We start from the raw sequence: 21,100 nt of genomic DNA, 5'->3' as shown, positions 1-21,100 counted from the left end.
AGAATCTCTTACTGATTTTATCTTTTGTTCGAGATACTTCGCTTTGCTCAGTATGACAAAGTCATTTGAATAGAAAACCTTCTTCTAAAAAATCCAGATTGGGGTTAACTGACTTAATCAAACTTAGTTTTTTGGTCCTAACCCATCCTTTTATTTCCTTTTCTCGAGCAATTGCCTCTTGAATCCAATCATATTCCTCATAATAGAGCAAATGCTTGCACTTATATTTCGCAGTAAATGTCTTTCTCGCTTTTCTTATGTTTTCGATATGTTGAACCAATCTTCGAGATAAATTATTGGTAACCCCGGTATATAAAACAGTTTTGTTCTTGTTGGTTAAAATGTATACATAATATTTATTCATCAATCATTTGTGTTTGTTCAGGATACTTCGCATCACTCAGTATGACACAAATACTAACTGTACTTGTCATTCTGAGGTGTAGTGCTGCGGAGCCGAAGAATCTCATCAATGCTCCACTGAGATACTTCGCTCTGCTCAGTATGACAAAGCCTTCTGTCTTCTGAACAGAAAACCCAATTTTTTGACATAAAACCCTCCAAATCCTAGATTTCTAGTGACAACTTCTCGTTGAACTACACCCAAAAACAGAGTGACTGTTCTGTTTTGAGCTACTTCGCTTCGCTCAGTATGACAACAACTACACCGCCTCAAACATTTTACCGGGCAATGGTCGGATCACGCCCTTCATTTCCATGTCCAACAAAGTGGAAGAAACTTTAAAAATGGGCAGATTGCACTCCAAGGCCACGGTGTCCAGTAACTGTTTTCCGTTCAACTGCAAGTAGGAGTAGATTGACTGTTCTGTTTCATCCAACTCGACAAACAGCTGTTTCTGTACTGTTTTTTCTTTCCTTTCCTCCTCAATTTCCCATCCCAAAAGGTAAATCAGTTCGGCCGCAGAGGTCAATAAATGTGCCTTTTGATATTTTATGAGGTCATTACAGCCCTTGCTCCACTTATCGGTTGCTCTACCTGGAACAGCAAACACTTCGCGATGGTATCCATGTGCAATATCTGCCGTGACCAAACTGCCCCCTTTTTCGGCGGACTCAATTACAATGGTGGCTTCGCTTATACCAGCTATGATACGGTTACGTTTTAGAAAGTTCTCACGGTTGGGCCGACTACTGCTCCAAAATTCCGTCATAAAACCTCCGTTTCCCTCAATCTTGGATTGGTATTTTGAGTGAACCTTCGGATAAATCTGATTGAGTCCGTGCGCCATACAGGCAATGGTCTGCAATCCGTGCTCCATCGCCGCTTTTTGAACAGCAATATCCACTCCATAGGCCAAACCACTTACAATAATGGGATTTAACGGCGCCAATTCCTCAATAAATTGTCGGCAAAACGAAGTTCCATAGTTGGTCACGTTCCTAGTCCCGACCACGCTGATGGTTTTTTGATGCTTTAAGTCGATGTTTCCCCGTTGAAACAACAAAATGGGACTATCCACACAATGCTTCAAGCGTGCAGGGTAATCATCCTCCATAAAATAAGAGATGGTGATATCTTCCTTGGACAGAAACTCGAGCTCCTTTAGGGCTTCTTCCAAATGGATGGTATCAAAAAGACCCTTCAAGGTCATCTTTCCAATACCGTCAATTTTTAAAAGGTGGTGTGGTTTATCCTCGAAAATGGCCGATGGACTTCCGCAGTGGGCAATTAATTTTTTTGCCGTAACATCCCCGATATTGGGAATATTTTGCAACCGTAGGGCCGCAATAATTTCAGGTTCAGTCATTTGATTTGGGCGTCAAAGTTGTTCACAAAATACAGATTTTCAAATGTTAATAAAAAGTTATCCAGCATATTTTGTGCTTTCTCTTTTTTTACAATATTTGTGGCTATGCGGATCGATTCGTACATAGAAAAATTGTTGTTTGATTACAACTGTGTCGTGATACCAGGTTTTGGTGCCTTTTTGGCACACGGTAAATCCGCAGAAATAGATTTGGCGACCAATACCTTGGTGCCACCAAGCAAAACCATTTCCTTTAATGCACAACTTTCCAAAAATGATGGTTTGTTGGTGTCCCATATTTCCAAAGAAAAGAATTTAGGGTATGAAGATATACTTCAGGAAGTGGAGCATATCGCGCAAGATTGGAATCATCGACTTGCTCAAGGAGAAAGCATTGAGCTTTTTGGCATTGGTAAATTGTGGCATAACAATGAACAAAGCATTCAGTTCCAGCCAGAGGAAAAAATCAACTTTTTGACCTCTTCCTTTGGGCTATCCACATTTGCTGCCACTCCTATTCAGCGAGAAGTCATTAAAGAGGAGGTCGAGGAATTGGAAGAACGTATTCCATTCATCATAACCCCTGAAAAAAGGGAGCAAACTTCCTTTAGACCTTGGTTAAAGTATGCTGCCGTAATTTTATTGGCAGTTTCGTTGGGCGCAACCTCTTATCGCACCTATGGTGACCTTCAACAAAAAGAAGTGGCCGCACAACAAGATGCACAACAAAAAGTATCCCGTTTGATCCAAGAAGCTACTTTCTTTGAAAGTGCTCCATTGGAACTTCCCGCTATCAATATCAAAGTGACCAAAAAGCAATTGGGCAAGCACCATATTATTGCTGGGGCCTTCCGCGAAGAGCAGAATGCAGACAAGAAAGTCAACCAACTCAAAGAAAAGGGATACAACGCTTTTTACTTGGGTGTGAACAAGTATGGGCTCCATCAAGTGGCCTATGATAGCTTTGAAGATCCAAAAGAGGCGCTTGTCTTTTTAAGAAAGGTGAAGGCCGAGGATTCCAGAGATGCTTGGATGCTTTCCGAGAAATAATCCCGCTTTCCTTTAATACCATTCCACACTTCAATATCTTTGCGCAAAATTTTAAGGTATGCGCACTAAAACTCCTAATGAATCCCGCACGGTAATGACCGATTTGGTACTGCCAAGTGAAACCAATCCTCTCAACAATCTTTTTGGCGGGGAACTCTTGGCCCGAATGGACCGAGCTGCCAGTATCTCGGCCCGCAGGCACAGCCGAAGGATTACAGTTACAGCTTCGGTGAACCACGTAGCTTTTAACCGAGCTGTTCCGCTGGGTAGTGTGGTAACGGTTGAAGCATCTGTTTCCAGGGCTTTTAAAACTTCTATGGAGATATTTCTGGATGTTTGGATCGAGGATCGTTTTACAGGTGAACGTACCAAGGCCAATGAGGCCATTTATACTTTTGTTGCGGTTGATGATACCGGAAAACCCACCGAAGTACCGCCATTGGAGCCTGAAACCGACCTGGAGAAAGAACGTTATGCAGCTGCTCTCCGGAGAAAGCAGTTGAGTTTGGTGCTTGCGGGTAAAATGAAACCAGCAGATGCCACGGAACTCAAGGCGCTCTTTACCTCTTAAGTTTAGAAATCAAAATTATCTGGGTCGGGGCCAAAACGTTTACCTCTGTCCAATCCGTCCAACAATTGCACATCATCTTCCGATAGTTCAAAATCGAATAGATCGGAATTGGCGATAATGCGTTCTTTTTTGGATGATTTTGGAATAGTGACCACGCCTTTTTGAAGGTCCCATCGCAACACGATCTGAGCAATGGTCTTGTTGTATTTGGAGGCTAGATCCTTCATGATATCAAGGTCAAAAATATTCCCCTGCATCAATGGGGACCATGCCTCATATTGAATGCCCTTGGAGTTGCAGAAATCAATTAGATCCTGTTGTACCAAATACGGGTGGAACTCCATTTGGTTTACCATGGGCACAATGTCTGCAGAGGTCAGCAAATCTTCCAAGTGATGCTGTAAAAAATTGCTCACCCCAATGGCTCGGACTCTTTTTTCCTTGTACAATTTTTCAAGGGCTTTCCAAGTTTCCTTCGAAATTTCGCCTTTGGGCCAATGCACCAAATATAAATCAAGGTAATCGGTACCCAAGCGCTCCAAACTGGCATCAAATGCTTTTAGGGTGCTATCGTAGCCTTGGTCCGTGTTCCAAACCTTGCTCACTAAGAACATATCTTTCCTATCCACATTGCTTTCGCGAATTCCTTGGCCAACACCCTCTTCGTTATCATAAACGGAAGCAGTATCAATATGTCTATAGCCATGGTTCAATGCTTCTTTTACGGCGTCGATTACTTCACTTCCATCCTTGGAAAGGTAAACTCCCAATCCAAAATAGGGCATCTGGACCCCATTGTACAATTCAAAGGAGCCTTGTAAATCGGTAATTTTCTTCATGGTAATTAAAGTTGATAGATCCAATCTTCAGGGTTCAGGCGATTGGAGTCCTTATAAAGATAGAACTTCAATTTGGTAGTGCCATCCAACCGATTGGTATTTATTTCTCCCAATATTTCTTTGGCCGCCACTTTATCCCCTTTTTTTACGTAAAGATCGGAAAGGTTATAGTATGTACTTATGTAGTTTCCGTGTTTTATTTGCACTCCTTTGTTTCCGCCGGGAACAGAAAGTATGGCGATTACTTCACCTTCAAAGATAGCTCTTGCCTTGCTGCCCGCGTCGGTGGTAATGGTTACCCCATTGTTTCGGTGCTTTATGCCAGGGTACAATTTATCGGCGTAAACTCCGTATCCCTGACTTTTTATTCCCTTTTCCACTGGCCAAATCAATCTTCCTTTGTTCGATGAGAAATTGTCTGCAAGCAATTTGGCTTCGGGTGTAAGGGCAAAGGTTGCACTGCTGGAAGAATTACCCGAACTCCGATTGGAACTTGCAATGGCACTTTTGATCATTCTTTCTATCTCACGATCAATCTTACGGGCCTCTTTCTGCTTTTCGGCGATGGCAGCTGTGTATTTGGCTTCATTTTGTTTTATGCTCGTTAAAAGGCTTCTTTGTGATTCGATTTCTTTGGAAAGTTCTGCTTTGGCCTTTTGATTTTCAGCGATCAGTTGCTCCTTTTCCTTACGCTGTCGGACCAAATCCTGGTTCAGGGTCTTGAGCTCTTCTGTTTTTTGGACAATCCCTTCTCCCTGCTTTTTACGATGCTTTGCATATTGCTGCATATACTGCAACCTTTTATAAGCCTGATAGAAGTTTTCGGCAGAAAGTAAAAACATCAGCCGGTTACTTTGGGATTTGTTCTGATAGGTTTTTTGAATCAGTTCCGCGTAATCCTCCTTCAGGATTTTTAAATCTTCCCGAAGCTTACTTATGTTTCTGATGTTGACATTGATTTGTCTGTTGAGCAAATTGGACTGTTGATTGGTGACACGAATCAATTCTTGGCGAACATTTATTTTATTGTCCAAAGCCTCCATTTGGTCCAAAACGGTTCCCTTTTCCTTACGTTCGGCGAACAGCAATCTGTTGATTTCCTTGATTTCTTCCTGGAGCCGCTCCCTTTTGGCCTCGAGCACCTTTTGCTCACTTGTTTGGGCATAGGCTCCTACTAAGGTGAATAGTGTAAATATCAGATAATAAATACAATATGAAGTTTTACCTTTCATATTACTTTAATGTAATTTTATCATATCCCTTAGGCACTTTATAGGGGAAATTCATGGGTTTGTTGAGTTCCACGTTACGAAAACTTAGATCTATCGTGGTTAAATCCCCTGCCTCCTCGGCAGTGATCTTTACCTCATCAGGAAGTATATTTCCAGAAATATTCTGATAGGTATATTTTGCCATTAGTTGTCTAGCGTTTTCAGGTTGGGAGATTTCCTGAGCTGCTATCTTAAAGTTTTTGGGTTCCAATTGAAACAAAATCTTGAAGAGCTCTCTGGCTTTTCTTGGCTTTAATTGATAATTGCCATTATACACTTCCGAATTGAATTTTTCTTTTCTTAAATCCAATACGGCATTCCCCAAGAGAAGATTCTGTACTTTTTCAAAGTCCAGTTCGGTTCCAAGCAAGTCGCTCAAATAACTAAAGTCGCCATCAAAATATTCATTTTGAAGTTTGTTGTAGAAAGATACCTTGTTCGGTGTAATATGGGCTTTGACCACGCCCAATGGCGCGCTCATCCAAATCACCTTATCCTTTTCCATGCGTAGACTTACGTTTACCCCTTGTGAATCGTCGCCGTTGGCATAATCAATCTTAACCCGCCCTCTCAAGGTTTTAAATTGGGGCTGATTGGAATAATGCGCGTTTATGATGTTCTTTGCAGACAATCTTGAATTGACCTCTCCTCCCGTAATGGACTTGGTGCTTTTACAAGCCCCAAGGGTGAAAAGTAACACCAGAGTCGCTGCAATTTTGGATATGTTTATATGTAGGTTCATTATAATCCTGAATTGATCTTATTCAAATATTCGTTTGCTTTTTGGGTATTTCCAATTTTGGTATACCCCTCGGAAAGTTGCTTGTAGATTTTATTCTTCAACCCTTCGTCATCCAACAGATAGTCAAGGCCGCTTTCCAAAACCTCAATCCCTTTATTTGGGTTTCCTGTATTGTTCAACGCCGTACCAAAAGCATAATAAAAATACGGTTGTAAGGGATAGGAATCCAAGGCTTCTTGGGAATCGTTCAACAACTTTTTAAAATCGGACGCGACGATTAATTGCTCCATTTGGTCTTTTAATCGGGCCACAGGGTCATCCGAACTTTCTTCCTTTTGAACAATTGGAGTTGTTTCCGGTTCCTTATCTTTTTGAAGGGAGTCCTTTATTTTTCTGCTCAACTCCGATTTCAATTGTGAGTTCTCCAAATCATCCAGCACTTTTGAGGCCTCCCCGTACTTTTTCATTTTAAAAAGAGAAACGGCCATATTCTGCTGCAGTTTCTTGTTGTCGTAAGGTATTCGTGGTTTAATACTTTCTATTGGACTTCCTTGCTTGTCCAAAATGGTCAATAGATTGTCCAAATACCAATAGTCCTCAGGCTCCGACAACAGAGCTTCAATTGCATAGTCCTGTGCCTGTACATATTTCTTGTCCAACATATAGGCTTTGGCCAGTTCGTAGTCCACCACACTATTGTTGGGTTCCAATTGCTTGCATTTCAAGAAGAGATCGACGGCCCTGTCGTAGTTCTGGATACCTTTTTGCTTTAGTGCTTCAAAGAAGTTTTCTTGAAACTCATCGGTATATTCTTCGAGGTAGACATCGGCACTTTCCAGTTCTTCTTGGGCATAGGTATCGTAATGCATCACCATTGATGCTCCTAAAACCATCCAAACAAGAAGTTTCTTTTTCATATTAACGTCCTAAGTCCCCATCAAACTAAAAATCTACTTTAAAGTTATTCCAAAACGGAATAATCTCCAATACTAATGGTCTCAAAATTACCATTATAAACCACGTGGTTGCCGATCATTGCATTGTCCAAATTGGCATTGCTTATTTTACTGTTACTCTGGATAAGACTGTTTTTTACCGTTGAGTTCTCTAAAACAGTATTGGCCCCAACGGAAACATAAGGTCCTACCGTGGTGTTCTTGAGCACTACATTTTCACCTATAAAGCAGGGTTCAACAATGTTGGCGTTTTCTTGTTTAACCGATTCGGCGATCATTTGTTCCCCTTCTTTATCCAAAAAGCTCAACATACGCTGATTGGTCTCCACGGTCACATTCTTATTGCCACAGTCCATCCATTCATCCACTTTACCTGGAACAAATTTCATGCCCTTTTGCATCATGCGTTTAATACCATCATTGATTTGGTATTCACCACCATGCTTGATATCGTTATCCAGTACGTGCTGCAGCTCATTTTTGAGCACTCCTACGTCCTTAAAATAATAAATACCGATTACGGCCAAATCTGAAACATACTCCTGTGGCTTTTCGACCAACTCAACGATTTCACTGTCACCATTCAACTGAACTACTCCGTAGGCTTCTGGGCGCTCCACTTGCTTCACCCAAATAACGCTGTCTGCCGATTTGTCCAAATCAAAGTCGGCACGTATCAGGGTGTCGGCGTAAGCGATAACTGCTGGCCCACTCAAGGACTCTTTCGCACTCATAATCGCGTGCCCTGTACCAAGTGGTTTGTCCTGTCTGTAAATAGATCCTTTGGCTCCCAGTTCATCGGCCAGTTCCATTAAACTTCCCACTACATCATCCCCAAAAAAAGCCGGGTCTCCGAGAATAAAAGCAACTTCGTCAATAGGTTCTCCCAACACTTTGGCGATATCGCTTACCAATCTGTGTACGATTGGCTTCCCCGCAACAGGTATCAATGGTTTTGGAACTGTTAATGTGTGGGGTCTTAAACGGGATCCTCTGCCCGCCATTGGTACTATTATTTTCATACATCACACACCTGCACAGGCAGGTGTCTCTTTTTTTGCGTTAAACTTTGTTTTTTTACCTCCTTTACTCAACAAGGTTTATCTTAAATTATTATAGTTCAATTTCCAATTAAGACTTATATCAATCCAATTGGGGTTAAAATCTTCTATTAATTTGACTTTCCACTCTCTTTTCCATTTTTTCATTTGTTTTTCTCGTTTAACAGCCTTCGCTCCATTTTCAAAATTCTCAAAATAGACCAATTTGTCACAATTATATTTAGCGCTAAACGATTGTGGAAATACTTTTAATTTATGTTCTTTCACCCTTTCGTCAAGATTGTCAGTAACTCCAATATAAAGTACCCCGTTTGGTTTGTTACTCATTATGTACACATTCCAAAGCTTCATAATTTCAATACCATTAATGTACGCTTCTTCCTAAGGGTTTAATTCTCTAATAGATTCCTGCCTTTGCAGGAATATGTTATTTTGTCCCCGTACTTCCAAATCCGCCTTCTCCTCTATCCGTATCCGATAGGGTTTCCACTTCTTCCCATTCGGCACGCTCGTGCTTCGCTATCACCATTTGGGCGATGCGCTCACCATTTTCTATGGTAAAATCCTCATTGGAAAGATTAACGAGAATTATCCCGACATTTCCACGGTAATCAGCATCGATGGTGCCAGGTGCATTGAGCACCGTAATCCCCTTTTTGGCCGCTAATCCACTTCGCGGTCTTACCTGTGCCTCATAACCTGCGGGAAGTTCCATAAATAGGCCGGTGGGGACAATTGCTCTTTCCAAAGGCTTTAATGTAATGGGTGCTTCCAAATCCGCCCTTAAATCCATCCCGGCCGAGGCAAGGGTTTCGTAATGCGGTAGTTTATGGCCTGATTTGTTGATGATCTTAATCTTCACGCTTTATAAATATGCTTTTTAGTTTATCTCCTTCCATTTTGTACACTAACCCCAAAAATACTAAAAGTAGTATGCTGCCTGCTATTAAATTTCTATTAAAAGCGTAGAAGGACAGTGCTGAAAACAGGAGCGATACGGATAGATAGAACACGATCTTTCTCATATTGTAGGGGACCGGATAATACTTTTTCCCATAGTGATAGGACAACAACATCATACTGCCGTAGGCCACCAAGGTGGCCAATGCCGATGCCATATATCCAATCTTTGGGATCAGGCTTATGTTTATGACCAGTGTGATAATGGCTCCTACCGACGAAATATAGGCTCCAAACTTGGTTCGGTCCGTTACCTTGTACCAGACGGACAGGTTGTGGTAAATACCCAAACAAAAACTTGCCAAAAGTATAATGGGAACCACATCAAGAGCTTCCCAATACACAGGATTGTGCAATAGTAACTTGCCCAAAACATCTATAAATACAATAACGCCCAATAAGATAATGCTACCAAGAATTACAAAGTAATTGGTAATCTGTGCGTATGTTTTCTGGGGCTTTTCACTTTTGGCATGACTAAAGAAAAAAGGTTCCACTCCCATACGGAACGCGGTTCCGAACAATGTCATGAACAAGGCCAGTTTATAGCATGCGCCATATTTCCCTACTTCGCTCTCAGCGATATCGGACGGAAGTAACTCGGTGAGCAGAATCTTATCCAATACCTCATTGATGGTAAAAGCGACTCCGGCAATAAGAATCGGTCCTGCGTATTTCAGCATCTGTTTCCAGGTATCTAAATCGAATTTGTAGGAGGCCTTAATGTAGGTTGGAAGTAAAATCAGCAATGTTACTCCACTAGCAATAACATTAGATATCAAAACATAATGTATTTCCCAATTGGGCTTGTACAGAGACACAAGAAAACCCGTATCGCCATCTTGGGCCATCTTGGGCAGTACAAGAAGAAAAAATACATTGAACGCCAAGTTTATAGCCACATTAATCGTCTTTAGCACGGCATACCGCATCGGCTTCTCATTGGCCCTGAGCAGTGCAAACGGAATGATTACTACGGCATCCAAGACCAAAATATAGGTAGTGAACTTAAGGTAATCCGGGTTAATGTTGGTTACTCCAGACAACCACTCCCTAAGGGAAAGTGCAAGAATCAAAAATAATAAAGAGGAACCCAATAAGGATATCAGTGATGTGGAAATTACCTTGGCCTTGTCCCCGCTTTTATGGTAGAATCTAAAAAAAGCTGTTTCCATACCATAAGCCAAAAACACATTAAAAATCGCAATCCAAGCGTATATATTGGTATACTGTCCATACCCCGAAGCATTCACGAATACCGAGGTATACAACGGCAATAAGAAGAAAGAAATGACCCTCGGCATTACCGTGGCCAAACCGTAGATAAACGTTTGTTTAAAAAGCCTCTTTAGCGGGTTCAATAGGTGTTGCTTCTTTAAAAACCTTGATTAGGTGGCTACAAGTTACGCAAAAGCCATTAGTACCTAAACCTTATTGTCCTAAGAAAAACAAAAAGGCCACCGTATCGGTGGCCTTTTCTTTGTACTTCACTGATTTTGCAATAAAAGGGAATAAAATACTTGTTTTATGAAAACATATATTCAATTTCACCGCAGAGCTCCCAATCATCACCAACTTTCTTAGCCAACATTAAATATCCGTTCCCTCCAATTATTCTTATAATTATTGCTTTGGTTCTATTCTCATTTAAATAAGGTTTTGATAATTCCACCCTTGGAGGTCTGGGCAAATCTGTTGATTCCACCAAATCGGGACGGTCAGAGGCATAAATCAAATTTGGGTTTTTTATTTGTTTCCTATCCCATCTAGTTTTTATGGTATCTGATTTTATTTTATTGGAAATGTATTCGATATCATCTTGGTTTAAAATCCACTCAATATCTTCACTTGCCATTGGTGTTATCTTTCCGGTCAGATGCTTATTGTACCAACCTTTATAAACTCCTACAATAGCAAAATCTACATTATAATTATAAATTTCATCATAGAGTATGAATTGTTTTGAACGAACTGTATTTAGCACCTTGTTAACAATTTCATATTCCTCATTGGCGATTGTTTTATTGCTCTTTGGTGCTTTGCAACACAAAAAAATTATTGCAATTAAGGAAAATATAAGTCTCATTTTTATTGGTTTTAATTACAGGCCTGTTGTCCTTTTGGAACTGCATTGCCAAAGCCCAATTGGTTGTACCGCTCGGCATTCAAAATGTTCAAAATTTGTGAGCGTGTTTTTGCGTTTGGTACATATTCTATGAATTTTGGATGGACCAATCCATCCCCTTTTTCAGTTAAGCCTCCCCAAGCCAATGCTTCATACACAAAATCATCAATCACATAGCCTTTGCTTTCGCCATAGGCTTTAATGGCATTTTTTATCAGATTCCTAAATAGATCTGCCATTGCATTATGGCCCAAATTATTTGCATTTGCTTCTTTGTTAATATACGCTTATGTAATATCCACAATTCGATATCCACTTTCCATTTTCCTTATGTCGAAAATGGAGTTTTTTACCTTCCCTACTTATGTCTAAAAGTATTACTGCGTTAACCATATTTTTATCAAAAATCGGGTTTGAGAAGCTAAAAATTTGCTTGCCCATAAGTTCATTGGCTTCTTTCATGGACAAGTTTTTACCAAGTACTTTACGACTAATATAACTTACTTCATTATAAGTGATTTTTGATTTATCCCACGTTTTTAATCTAAAGGTGGTTTTGTTTAATTTCACTTTGCTTTCAATGTAGCGCATCGCACATTGTTCAGGATTGTAGCCCTCATCTTTCAATATTTTTTGGCCGTTCATGTGACTGTTGAAGTCATCTATTGCCAGTCCTACTGTTTCTTCTATTGTAACATAAGGTTTGTTGGGATTTTTATAATCATCAAGAATTGTGTTAATGATTCCATATGTTTCTTTTGCCAAAGTTTCTTCTTTGGGCAATACTTTGCAAGCAATAAATAAGTATAGACTAATCACAAGGAGTGCCAAGTGGATTTGCAGAGTTTTCATAAGGTAAAGATTTAGATTGAAGCAATCCCTACTTTTTCAATAACGACCCATCTAGAACTGTCTTTTTCCAAAAGCCAAGCGGTGACTCCTTGATTGAGAAAAGTCAGAAATATAATTGCTTTAGACTTGTCTTCATTAAAGATTGGTTTTGTAGCGTACCAAATATTGAACTCTGCATTTTCTCTTACCCAAAATGATATTTTTATATCATATTTTTCTTTTTCATTACTACCACTATTGGATAATAAACTTTTGTATTTGTTTATTGTGTTTTCATCTATTAAATCAAAACTTGTATTTAAATCTTTGAGATTTATTTCATTGCTATCCCATTTTTCAAAATCATTTTTTGATTTTTGCTCTTTTATCGGCAAAAAACTGACAAACCATTCCTTATCAATATTGGCATGCAGTTCCATATATTTAATATTGTTCTTTACACTTTCATGGTTCTTAACAACACAATATCTATATAAATTGATGGTTTCTCCAGTATAGACACCTTCTATAACTGTATTTAGCACTTTGTATTCTTCTTTGCCGCTAATGTTTTGCTGTGTTTTACAAGAGAAGTAAAGGCATACAATAAATAAAAACGAAATTGCTTTTTTCATTTCAAATAAAATTAATCACATGGAGGTACCCCAACTTCATTATTGGTTGAATTTGGAAATATTTCGTTTGTTTGAGCTTCTATAACATTAAATCTTACATTACTTCCTTCTGGATAAAGTAAATTAAAGGTTTCTGTATCCGTCATTCCTCCCCAAGCAATTTCTATTAAGTAATCTAAGTCATAATCCATATTGTTCTGTTCAGACCATGCTAAACAAATCTCTGCTATATCGGAAACAAAATTTGCCATATATTCATGCTGTGACGGGCTATTATTACCACCTATTATTTCTCTATGTAATGAAAATTGTTGAACTAATTCAGCATACGACGGTGGATTATTTAAATCTATATCAAAACTAGGACTAGCATAAAAAAAGTATAGTAATACAGCATGAGTGTACTCATGAACTATCGTATTTATCACATCTAAATTTGTAGAATTTTCAAGCCTATATGAATTTAAAGTTATTTCAAACAGATGTGTGTTGTCACTATTTCCTATCCATCTAGTATTACCTCCTTCTAATTGCGGCAGATTTTCAACTTTAAAGACGATTTGTGCTCTATTATTATCAACAAATATTTCTTGAAATAGTTCAGAGATTGGTTGACAAATTATAATTAAATCCTGTATTATATTCTTTTGGCATGGGTAGTCTTCCAAAAGATAAATAATCTTTTCCTCAAAATCCACTTTGCCGCCATTGTAACGAGCTTCAATGGCCGCATTGCAAAAAGCAATTGTTGCTGCTGATTTTCCCTGGGTTTCCAGAAAAGTTCCCACTCTTTCGTAGAACGTCGAGTTTTTTGGATCCGTGAACCAATCATATTCCGGCGAGGCGGTGTTCAGTCCTATCTTAAAGGCCAATGGGTCGGCACCTTCCGGTATGCTATTCATCATCGTGGCAGATATGAGTATATCGTTCCCGGCCGTTGAAACGTTTGTGCCCCCATCGGAGCCGCCCAAATGGTTCTCGGACACATACTCTTGGGCCGCACCGTTGGAATTGCTATCACTGGTGCAGAACATTTCGGATTGGTAATCGGTATAAGGTGAACTACAAGAGCCGTAACCATCGGTACAGTTGCAGTCGCTGTCGTGATAGTGCGTGCCCGTGGCCCCATTGCCGAAGCAGGCATAATCAATGTAGATCTCCACGTTGTAACAGTAAACCTCTGCGTTGTCATTGTCCCCGCCACCATTGCAGTCAAGTTGGTCATATAAACAAAGCGTTTTACCGGTGAGCGCGCCCATTTCGTCCATGTCAAAATCCAATAGTTTTTCAAATGTTGTGTTGCGGGCCATGTCATAGTCCTTGGGGAAGATTCCTTTTTCGGTACCGCCATATAAAAACCGGTACACTTCCAATTCGCCCTTTCGTTTTACCACCATCAGGTTCTGTAGTATGGTGGGGTCCCTAAGGTCCTCGTCCGTCATGTAGAAGGTGTAGGAGGTATAATCCCCACTTTCCATCTCAACTTTTTTAACGTGTTTCTTGCTTATCTTGAACTTGCGCTTTTTCTTCCGTTTTGAAGCGTTGCCATCCACTTGTTCAAATTCCAAATGATTGTTGAGGGCATTGTAAAAAGGTTCTTGCTCAAAGGATTCGAATTCTATTTCTTCAATATTGAGTGCTGGTTCCTCCCCAACGGTTTCGACTTTTGGATCTGTCCTTGAGGAGTTTTCCACTTCTTCCGTTGTACATTGGTTGGCCAGAATGGCCAGTAGCATCACTGGCAGTAGGTTACGCAGTTGTTTCATTACTTGTCCAATTTTAATTTATACTAAGATTTGGGCGGAAATCTTTAAAAAATTGCCGCAACGTAGGGTATGTGAGACCGGTTCTCACGTACATTTTTGCTGCGTTTAACAAGTAATGGGAATTGTGTTGCGACTAAACTAACAACTTTAATTTAATTAACGTTGGATATTAAAAAAATTTGAAGGGGGGCACAATTGCTTTGTACATACGGGGAAAGTAGGTTGAAAAAGACCCAAAGCAAAAAGGCCACCGATTCGGTGGCCTTTCATTATATAAAAAACTTTGTAATTCTAATTATTCAACGCCTCTGTTATTGAATATTTAGCCTCACTTTGGTTCGGCTTAATTGTTCAATGCTTCGGCTCCGCCAACAATTTCGAGGATTTCGTTGGTAATCGCTGCCTGACGGGCTTTGTTGTACGTCAAAGTCAACTCTTCTTTAAGTTCTGCAGCGTTGTCGGTTGCTTTGTGCATGGCTGTCATACGGGCACCATGCTCACTTGCAAAGGAATCCCTAATGGCCTTGAACAACTGTGTCTTCAAAGATTTAGGTATCAATTCTTTTACAATTTCGGCTTTGGATGGTTCAAAAATGTAATCGGCTGCGATAGCTTCATCCCCTTCTGCTCCAACGATGGGCAAGAATTGTTCCGTCATCACAATCTGTGTAGCGGCATTCTTGAACTTGTTGTAGACCAACTCAATTTTATCGTAATCTCCTTTGGTGAACAAACGCATCAAAAGCTCGGCAATCTCGGAAACGTGCTCAAAGGTCAGGTCATCGTAAACCTTGCTTTGATCCCCCAAAACGGTATGCCTTTTTTTAAGGATGTCATTTCCTTTCTTACCAATAGTGTAAAAATCAACTTGTTTACCTGGATAAGTATTGGATACCAAATTGTTGCTCTGCTTTATGATGTTGGAATTGAATCCGCCGCAAAGACCTCTGTTTGAAGTAATGGCAACCACCAAAACTTTGTTTACGGGTCTTTTGTCTGCGTACTCGCTACCACCGTCACCTTCCAGACTGGCGCTAAGCCCTTGCAAGAGCTCGGTCAGCTTATCGGAATACGGACGCATAGCTGTAATAGCATCCTGAGCCTTTTTCAACTTTGCAGCAGAAACCATTTTCATGGCACTGGTAATCTGCATCGTTGATGAGATGGATGATATCCTGTTACGTATTTCCTTTAGATTCGCCATATTATTCTTTGTCATTCCACACTGGGTGCGGAATCTTTTTGGTTATGGATTCCTGTGTGCCCTTCAACAATGCTCAGGGAACAGCAGGAATGACAATTGTTATGCTTTATACTTACTTGAAAGATCTTTGCAAACAGCCGTCAATGTCTCAGTAACCTCGTCAGTTAATTTACCGGCTTTAAGGGTATCCAAAACATCTCTATGTTTGGCGTTCAAGAACTCCAAGTAATCTTTTTCGAATTCCTTCACCTTGTTCACAGGAACATCACGCAACAAGTTTTTAGAACCTGCGAAAATGATGGCTACCTGATCTTCTACGGTAAACGGATCGTTCTGACCTTGTTTCAAGATCTCCACGTTTCTACGTCCTTTTTCAATTACATTTAAGGTAGCGGCATCCAAATCGGAACCAAACTTGGCAAAAGCTTCCAGTTCACGGAACTGGGCCTGGTCAAGCTTCAAGGTACCTGCCACTTTTTTCATGGACTTGATCTGTGCGGAACCACCCACACGAGATACGGAGATACCTACGTTGATCGCAGGACGCACCCCTTGGTTGAACAAGTCTTGCTCTAGGAATATCTGACCATCTGTAATGGAAATTACGTTGGTCGGGATATAGGCGGAAACGTCACCTGCCTGTGTCTCGATAATTGGAAGTGCAGTCAAAGAACCACCACCTTTTACCATTGGTTTCAATGATTCGGGAAGGTCGTTCATGGTTTTGGCGATGTCGTCATCACCGATAACCTTAGCGGCACGCTCCAACAATCTTGAGTGCAAGAAGAAAACGTCACCAGGGTATGCTTCACGTCCCGGGGGTCTTCTCAAAAGCAAGGAAACCTCACGATAGGCAACGGCTTGTTTTGATAAATCATCATAGATGATCAAAGCCGGACGCCCTGTATCCCTAAAGAACTCACCGATTGCTGCACCAGCAAATGGAGCATAAACCTGCATCGGAGCAGGGTCAGAAGCGTTAGCGGCAACAATGGTTGTATAGGCCAAAGCACCTCTTTCTTCCAAAGTCTTGGCAATAGCTGCAACCGTGGATGCTTTTTGACCTATGGCCACATAGATACAATAAACTGGTTCACCAGCATCGTAAAATTCTTTTTGGTTAAGGATGGTATCGATACAAACGGTGGTCTTACCTGTTTGCTTATCACCGATCACCAACTCCCTTTGTCCACGACCAACCGGAATCATGGCATCAATCGCCTTGATACCTGTTTGCATTGGTTCGTCAACGGGTTGTCTAAAAATTACGCCAGGAGCCTTGCGTTCCAAAGGCATTTCATAGGTTTCCCCAGAAATAGGTCCTTTACCATCGATTGGTTTTCCCAAGGTGTCCACCACACGGCCAACAATTCCTTCACCAACGTTGATGGAAGCAATACGCTCGGTTCTCTTAACAGTTGCGCCCTCCACAATTTCTTTGGATGGGCCCAACAATACAACACCTACGTTGTCTTCCTCCAAGTTAAGAACGATACCTTGCATACCACCCTCGAACTCTACCAACTCCCCATACTGGGCATTGGAAAGTCCATATACACGGGCAATACCATCACCTACTTGTAATACGGTACCCACTTCATCCAAAGAAGCGGACGCTTCGTAACCTGATAACTGTTTTTTCAAAATTGCTGATACCTCAGCGGCTTTTACTCCTGCCATTTTTATAGACTATTTGTAAATTCTCTTTTTAATCCGTTCAATTTGTTTGCGATGCTTGCATCGTATTGGGTATCGCCTACCCGTAGCACAAATCCTCCGATGATGCTCTCATCGATTTTATTCTCAAGGGTAATCTTATTTCCTGTTGCCTTGGTTACAGTTTCCAAGATTTTCTTCTCCAAATCGGAAGTCAATGGGACGGCCGTGGTCACATAAGCCACCTCTTCGCCCTTCAATTTTTCATGAAGAATGATGTACTTATAGGCCACTTCCTGCAACATTGCGATTCGTTTGTTGCCAATCAAGGTTTCCAAAAGACCTTTGGTAATTTCACTGGCCCCTTTAAAGATTTCCAACAAACTGTTCCTCTTTACTTCTGATTTAATGATCGGGCTCTCCAACATATTTTGAAGCGCCGGGTTTTCAGAAATGGTCGCAGCTATCTCCCGCATGTCCTTTTCAACGGCGTCGGCCGCTTTCTTTTCGACTGCGAAATCCAAGGTTGCTTTTGCGTAGCGTATGGCTGCCCTGTTTTGGTTCATGTTCCCTTAGTTCAGTTTAATATCGCCCAACATGTCCTCGACCAACTTTTGTTGTTTGCCTTTATCGGACAATTCTTCTTTGATCACTTTTTCGGCAATCTCTACGGATAGATTGGCCACTTGCGCCTTAATATCGGCAACAGCAGCTTTCTTTTCGCTCTCAATGGTTGCTTGTGCTTGCTTGATCATTTTATCACCTTCCACCTGAGCCTGTTCTTTTGCCTCGGAGATGATGCTTTCTTTGATTTCTCTGGCTTCTTTCAACAAAGCGTCTCTTTCCACTTTGGCCTCTCTCAACAACTTTTCGCTGTCTGCAGTAACATTCTGCATTTCTTTCTTCGCGGCTTCTGCAGCTTCAAGGGCATCTTTTATCCCTTCTTCACGCTTTTCTACCGCACCAAGAATGGGTTTCCATGCATATTTGCGCAACAAAAACAAAAGAGCTACAAAAAGCAACAACTGCCAGAAAAACAACCCGAAGGAAAACTGCTCGATTAACTTTTCCATTTATCTTATCCTATTAATTCTTTTAAACTATATCATTTAAATCAATGAAGGGCCATAGCCAACCGCTATGGCCTTCATCAATATTGTTACGGTTATTAAGCTGCAAAAAGAGCCGCGAAACCGATACCTTCAATAAGGGCTGCTGCAATCAACATTGCTGTTTGGATCTTACCAGAAGCTTCAGGTTGACGAGCAATGGCTTCCATTGCCTGTCCACCGATTCTACCGATACCCAATCCTGCTCCGATTACGATCAAACCAGCACCTACGATGTTTGGAATTGTCATGATATATGAATTTAAATATTAAACGTTCTAATTAATGATGATCTTCTTCTACCGCCATACCAAAATATAGGGCGGACAACATGGTAAAAATATATGCCTGCAATGCGGCCACTAACAATTCCAATAAAGAAAGTGCAAATGCCAACAAGAAGGACAATGGGCTTCCTATCCAATTCTTAAAAATGAACATGAGCCCGATAATACTCATCAATACTACGTGACCCGCAGTAATGTTGGCGTATAAACGAATCATCAACGAAAATGGCTTGATGAAAGTTCCCAACAATTCGATGGGCGCCAATATAATTTTCATAGGAACCGGCACACCTGGCATCCAAAAGATGTGCTTCCAGTAGTTTTTGTTCCCGGTAAATGTTGTAATAAGGTATGTAATCATTGCCAAAGCAAAGGTAACGGCAATGTTGTTGGTTACGTTGACCCCAAGCGGAGTAAGACCAAGTAAGTTGATCACCCAAACAAAAAAGAATACGGTCAACAAGTAACTCATATATTTTTTGTACTTGTGCTCTCCAATGTTAGGTATGGCGATCTCGTCACGAACAAAAAGAACCAAAGGCTCCAAGAACCTCCCCAAACCTCGCGGCATGGTACTCTTCTGATATCTTTTTGCCATGGAGCGGAACACCAAAAACATTAAAAGTGCAACGGCAATAATAAAAACCACGTTTTTGGTTATGGAAAAATCCAAAGGCTTTTTATTGGTCGGATGAGCATCTTCCACAACTAAGTTTTCACCGAAAGCATCTTCCGTATGTTGTTCATCACCATGGTGATTTCCAAAATTAATGGTACCCTCGGCATCGGTTTTATATATTTTGTTGTGATAAAGCGCGTAGTAATTCCCATCTACTTCGGCAACACCTTCTCCGTGCTCCAATTGGGAAGAAGAGAAAATCTTTAAGCCATTATCCCAAAGAATAACAGGCAGAGGGAATCCGATATACTTGTGCTCACCCTCATCTGTAGTGTAAGAATACAGGTTGAAATCATGCGAATCCAAAAGGTGATGGTCTATGTATTCCTTAATTTGGGTCTTTAAATCGTGGGCACCGGTTTCAACTTCTTCTCCCTCATGGTTTTGGGCCGATACAAATCCCGCAATCAAGAAAATTACGGCAACTAGTTTTTTACTGAAAAAAGAATATCGCATATGATCCAACTATGGGTCCTCAAAAATTGGTGCAAAAATACATTCCCCATTCAAAAGAAAAAAGCTTTTTTGAGTATTATTTTTTTCTTTGATTTTTTCCAGTGATTTCCATCCTTTGTTACACAGTATTAAGCAGTTTCACCAAAAAGAAGGTTTCCAGTGCCAGGCCAAATCCGTACGGCACAAAAAACACAAGGAACTCCAAGCGCTCCAAGGAACCGTCTTGATTAAAACCTGGGTAAAGAAAAATGAAGAAAAGCAAAAACTTTAAAAGACTCCCTCCCAAAAAAAAGAAACCCAATAAATCACGGTATTTATTCCTAAAAAGATAAATGGCAAAAAAAACGGAAAGAGCCATAATGGCGTTCAGCACATAGCTCTTTACCACCTGAAGCGAGGATAGGTCGTGCCCGTTGTTTTCCAAAATCCGGGATTGGGCAAAAAACAACATCAATAATCCCACCGTTAAAAACGAGGTAAAAAAAATGGGGTTGGACCTAAATTTCAATCGTTGATTTTTTTCACTTGTTGAATCACCAAATATATGGAAATCGCAACGGCCAATATGGTGCATATGGGCAAGAACACTTTCTCGGTCTCAAAATACCCGTCGAGCCATTTACCGCCCCAAACGCCCAAATAAATAACTACGCCCATTTGAATGGCGGAACCAGACAAACGGGCGGCTGTATTAATTGCTTTGTTGTATTTTTTAGGAGGCTTTTGCTGGCTCATCTTTCTTAGTGGACTGCATTTTTGCGGTGGACGTAGCACCTTTGCCCATCGTACAGGCAGCATTGAAGGTCGCCCCTGGCTCCACGGCCAATTTGGCCACACTAACGGTACCCTCAATAGTTGCGGACGATTTTAGGGAAAGTAGGTCCTTGACCATCAATTCTCCATTAAACCTTCCTTCGATGTCAGCATTCACACATTCTACCTTTCCGTTGATGTAGCCATCCTTTCCTATGACAACTTTACCGGAGGTGGTCACATTTCCTTCTAATTTACCGTCTATCCTAAAGTCGGCTTCCGAGGTAATATCTCCTTTTATCTTCGTGTTCTTTTCAATTCTATTGGGCTGTCCGCCAAATTCATTCATAGGCCGGGGTTTTTTGTTGTCAGAAAACATT

At 40.8% G+C, this 21,100-nt stretch carries 26 protein-coding genes; 2 read left to right on the top strand and 24 right to left on the bottom strand.

Features of this window, described 5'->3' with window-relative positions:
• Window positions 1-61: 61 nt before the first annotated feature.
• Both J0654_RS10830 and dprA read right to left on the bottom strand, forming a co-directional pair.
• On the bottom strand, window positions 62-364 hold the full coding sequence (locus J0654_RS10830; RefSeq protein ID WP_207028831.1) for a GIY-YIG nuclease family protein: 303 nt from the start codon (window positions 362-364) through the stop codon (window positions 62-64).
• 298 nt (window positions 365-662) lie between these two features.
• A complete protein-coding gene (gene dprA, locus J0654_RS10825) occupies window positions 663-1,769 on the bottom strand; it encodes a DNA-processing protein DprA (protein ID WP_207028829.1) in 1,107 nt (368 codons plus the stop codon).
• Window positions 1,770-1,874: 105 nt separating this feature from the next.
• Between dprA and J0654_RS10820 the strand changes: the two genes are divergently transcribed.
• On the top strand, window positions 1,875-2,819 hold the full coding sequence (locus J0654_RS10820; protein ID WP_207028820.1) for an HU domain-containing protein: 945 nt from the start codon (window positions 1,875-1,877) through the stop codon (window positions 2,817-2,819).
• 58 nt (window positions 2,820-2,877) lie between these two features.
• Window positions 2,878-3,390 carry an acyl-CoA thioesterase gene (locus J0654_RS10815; RefSeq protein WP_207028818.1) on the top strand — a complete coding sequence of 171 codons (513 nt, stop codon included), beginning with the start codon at window positions 2,878-2,880 and terminating at the stop codon, window positions 3,388-3,390.
• 2 nt (window positions 3,391-3,392) lie between these two features.
• Here the strand turns inward: J0654_RS10815 and J0654_RS10810 are convergent, their stop codons facing one another.
• The 22 genes from J0654_RS10810 to J0654_RS10705 form a co-directional block, all read right to left on the bottom strand.
• Window positions 3,393-4,229, bottom strand: coding sequence for an aldo/keto reductase (locus J0654_RS10810; protein ID WP_207028815.1), 837 nt, complete (start codon window positions 4,227-4,229; stop codon window positions 3,393-3,395).
• 5 nt (window positions 4,230-4,234) lie between these two features.
• Entirely contained in the window at window positions 4,235-5,461 is a 1,227-nt protein-coding gene (locus J0654_RS10805) for a murein hydrolase activator EnvC family protein (RefSeq protein ID WP_207028812.1), read from the bottom strand.
• Window position 5,462: 1 nt separating this feature from the next.
• On the bottom strand, window positions 5,463-6,242 hold the full coding sequence (lolB1, locus tag J0654_RS10800) for a lipoprotein insertase outer membrane protein LolB1 (protein WP_207028810.1): 780 nt from the start codon (window positions 6,240-6,242) through the stop codon (window positions 5,463-5,465).
• Window positions 6,242-7,159 (bottom strand): tetratricopeptide repeat protein, encoded by a 918-nt coding sequence (locus tag J0654_RS10795; RefSeq protein ID WP_207028808.1) that lies wholly within the window; start codon window positions 7,157-7,159, stop codon window positions 6,242-6,244. The genes lolB1 and J0654_RS10795 overlap by 1 nt, the downstream gene beginning before the upstream one ends.
• Window positions 7,160-7,203: 44 nt before the next feature.
• Window positions 7,204-8,220, bottom strand: a complete 1,017-nt coding sequence (locus J0654_RS10790; protein WP_207028806.1) for a sugar phosphate nucleotidyltransferase — start codon at window positions 8,218-8,220, stop codon at window positions 7,204-7,206.
• 78 nt (window positions 8,221-8,298) lie between these two features.
• Window positions 8,299-8,610 carry a GIY-YIG nuclease family protein gene (locus J0654_RS10785; protein ID WP_237685958.1) on the bottom strand — a complete coding sequence of 104 codons (312 nt, stop codon included), beginning with the start codon at window positions 8,608-8,610 and terminating at the stop codon, window positions 8,299-8,301.
• 76 nt (window positions 8,611-8,686) lie between these two features.
• A complete protein-coding gene (gene dut / locus J0654_RS10780; RefSeq protein ID WP_207028804.1) occupies window positions 8,687-9,121 on the bottom strand; it encodes a dUTP diphosphatase in 435 nt (144 codons plus the stop codon).
• The gene (locus J0654_RS10775; RefSeq protein ID WP_207028802.1) at window positions 9,111-10,580 is read right to left on the bottom strand and encodes a lipopolysaccharide biosynthesis protein; all 1,470 of its coding nucleotides are present in this window, start codon (window positions 10,578-10,580) and stop codon (window positions 9,111-9,113) included. Before J0654_RS10775 ends, dut begins: the two co-directional genes overlap by 11 nt.
• A gap of 164 nt (window positions 10,581-10,744) precedes the next feature.
• Entirely contained in the window at window positions 10,745-11,305 is a 561-nt protein-coding gene (locus tag J0654_RS10770; RefSeq protein ID WP_207028793.1) for a hypothetical protein, read from the bottom strand.
• Between the two features lie 11 nt (window positions 11,306-11,316).
• A complete protein-coding gene (locus tag J0654_RS10765) occupies window positions 11,317-11,583 on the bottom strand; it encodes a hypothetical protein (RefSeq protein WP_207028791.1) in 267 nt (88 codons plus the stop codon).
• 37 nt (window positions 11,584-11,620) lie between these two features.
• Window positions 11,621-12,196, bottom strand: a complete 576-nt coding sequence (locus tag J0654_RS10760) for a hypothetical protein (protein ID WP_207028789.1) — start codon at window positions 12,194-12,196, stop codon at window positions 11,621-11,623.
• A gap of 11 nt (window positions 12,197-12,207) precedes the next feature.
• A complete protein-coding gene (locus J0654_RS10755) occupies window positions 12,208-12,810 on the bottom strand; it encodes a hypothetical protein (protein ID WP_207028788.1) in 603 nt (200 codons plus the stop codon).
• A gap of 11 nt (window positions 12,811-12,821) precedes the next feature.
• Window positions 12,822-14,576, bottom strand: coding sequence for a hypothetical protein (locus tag J0654_RS10750; RefSeq protein WP_207028785.1), 1,755 nt, complete (start codon window positions 14,574-14,576; stop codon window positions 12,822-12,824).
• A gap of 343 nt (window positions 14,577-14,919) precedes the next feature.
• Complete coding sequence (gene atpG / locus J0654_RS10745) at window positions 14,920-15,780, bottom strand: ATP synthase F1 subunit gamma (RefSeq protein ID WP_207029596.1); 861 nt, start codon at window positions 15,778-15,780, stop codon at window positions 14,920-14,922.
• A 99-nt stretch (window positions 15,781-15,879) separates the two neighbouring features.
• A complete protein-coding gene (atpA, locus tag J0654_RS10740) occupies window positions 15,880-17,460 on the bottom strand; it encodes a F0F1 ATP synthase subunit alpha (RefSeq protein ID WP_207028783.1) in 1,581 nt (526 codons plus the stop codon).
• Window positions 17,461-17,462: 2 nt separating this feature from the next.
• Complete coding sequence (atpH, locus tag J0654_RS10735) at window positions 17,463-18,002, bottom strand: ATP synthase F1 subunit delta (RefSeq protein WP_207028781.1); 540 nt, start codon at window positions 18,000-18,002, stop codon at window positions 17,463-17,465.
• Between the two features lie 6 nt (window positions 18,003-18,008).
• Entirely contained in the window at window positions 18,009-18,509 is a 501-nt protein-coding gene (locus tag J0654_RS10730; protein ID WP_207028779.1) for a F0F1 ATP synthase subunit B, read from the bottom strand.
• Between the two features lie 95 nt (window positions 18,510-18,604).
• Complete coding sequence (gene atpE / locus J0654_RS10725) at window positions 18,605-18,796, bottom strand: ATP synthase F0 subunit C (RefSeq protein WP_053970734.1); 192 nt, start codon at window positions 18,794-18,796, stop codon at window positions 18,605-18,607.
• Window positions 18,797-18,827: 31 nt separating this feature from the next.
• The gene (gene atpB / locus J0654_RS10720; RefSeq protein WP_207028777.1) at window positions 18,828-19,967 is read right to left on the bottom strand and encodes a F0F1 ATP synthase subunit A; all 1,140 of its coding nucleotides are present in this window, start codon (window positions 19,965-19,967) and stop codon (window positions 18,828-18,830) included.
• 118 nt (window positions 19,968-20,085) lie between these two features.
• Window positions 20,086-20,475, bottom strand: a complete 390-nt coding sequence (locus J0654_RS10715; RefSeq protein ID WP_207028774.1) for a hypothetical protein — start codon at window positions 20,473-20,475, stop codon at window positions 20,086-20,088.
• Window positions 20,472-20,702 carry an AtpZ/AtpI family protein gene (locus J0654_RS10710; protein WP_207028771.1) on the bottom strand — a complete coding sequence of 77 codons (231 nt, stop codon included), beginning with the start codon at window positions 20,700-20,702 and terminating at the stop codon, window positions 20,472-20,474. Before J0654_RS10710 ends, J0654_RS10715 begins: the two co-directional genes overlap by 4 nt.
• The gene (locus J0654_RS10705) at window positions 20,680-21,099 is read right to left on the bottom strand and encodes a bactofilin family protein (RefSeq protein ID WP_207028769.1); all 420 of its coding nucleotides are present in this window, start codon (window positions 21,097-21,099) and stop codon (window positions 20,680-20,682) included. The genes J0654_RS10710 and J0654_RS10705 overlap by 23 nt, the downstream gene beginning before the upstream one ends.
• Window position 21,100: the final 1 nt, after the last annotated feature.

This window comes from Flagellimonas profundi, from assembly GCF_017313275.1.
Classification (GTDB): domain Bacteria; phylum Bacteroidota; class Bacteroidia; order Flavobacteriales; family Flavobacteriaceae; genus Flagellimonas; species Flagellimonas profundi.
Note: the sequence above shows the minus strand (reverse complement) of the source record. Positions and strands in the feature narration are given on the sequence as shown.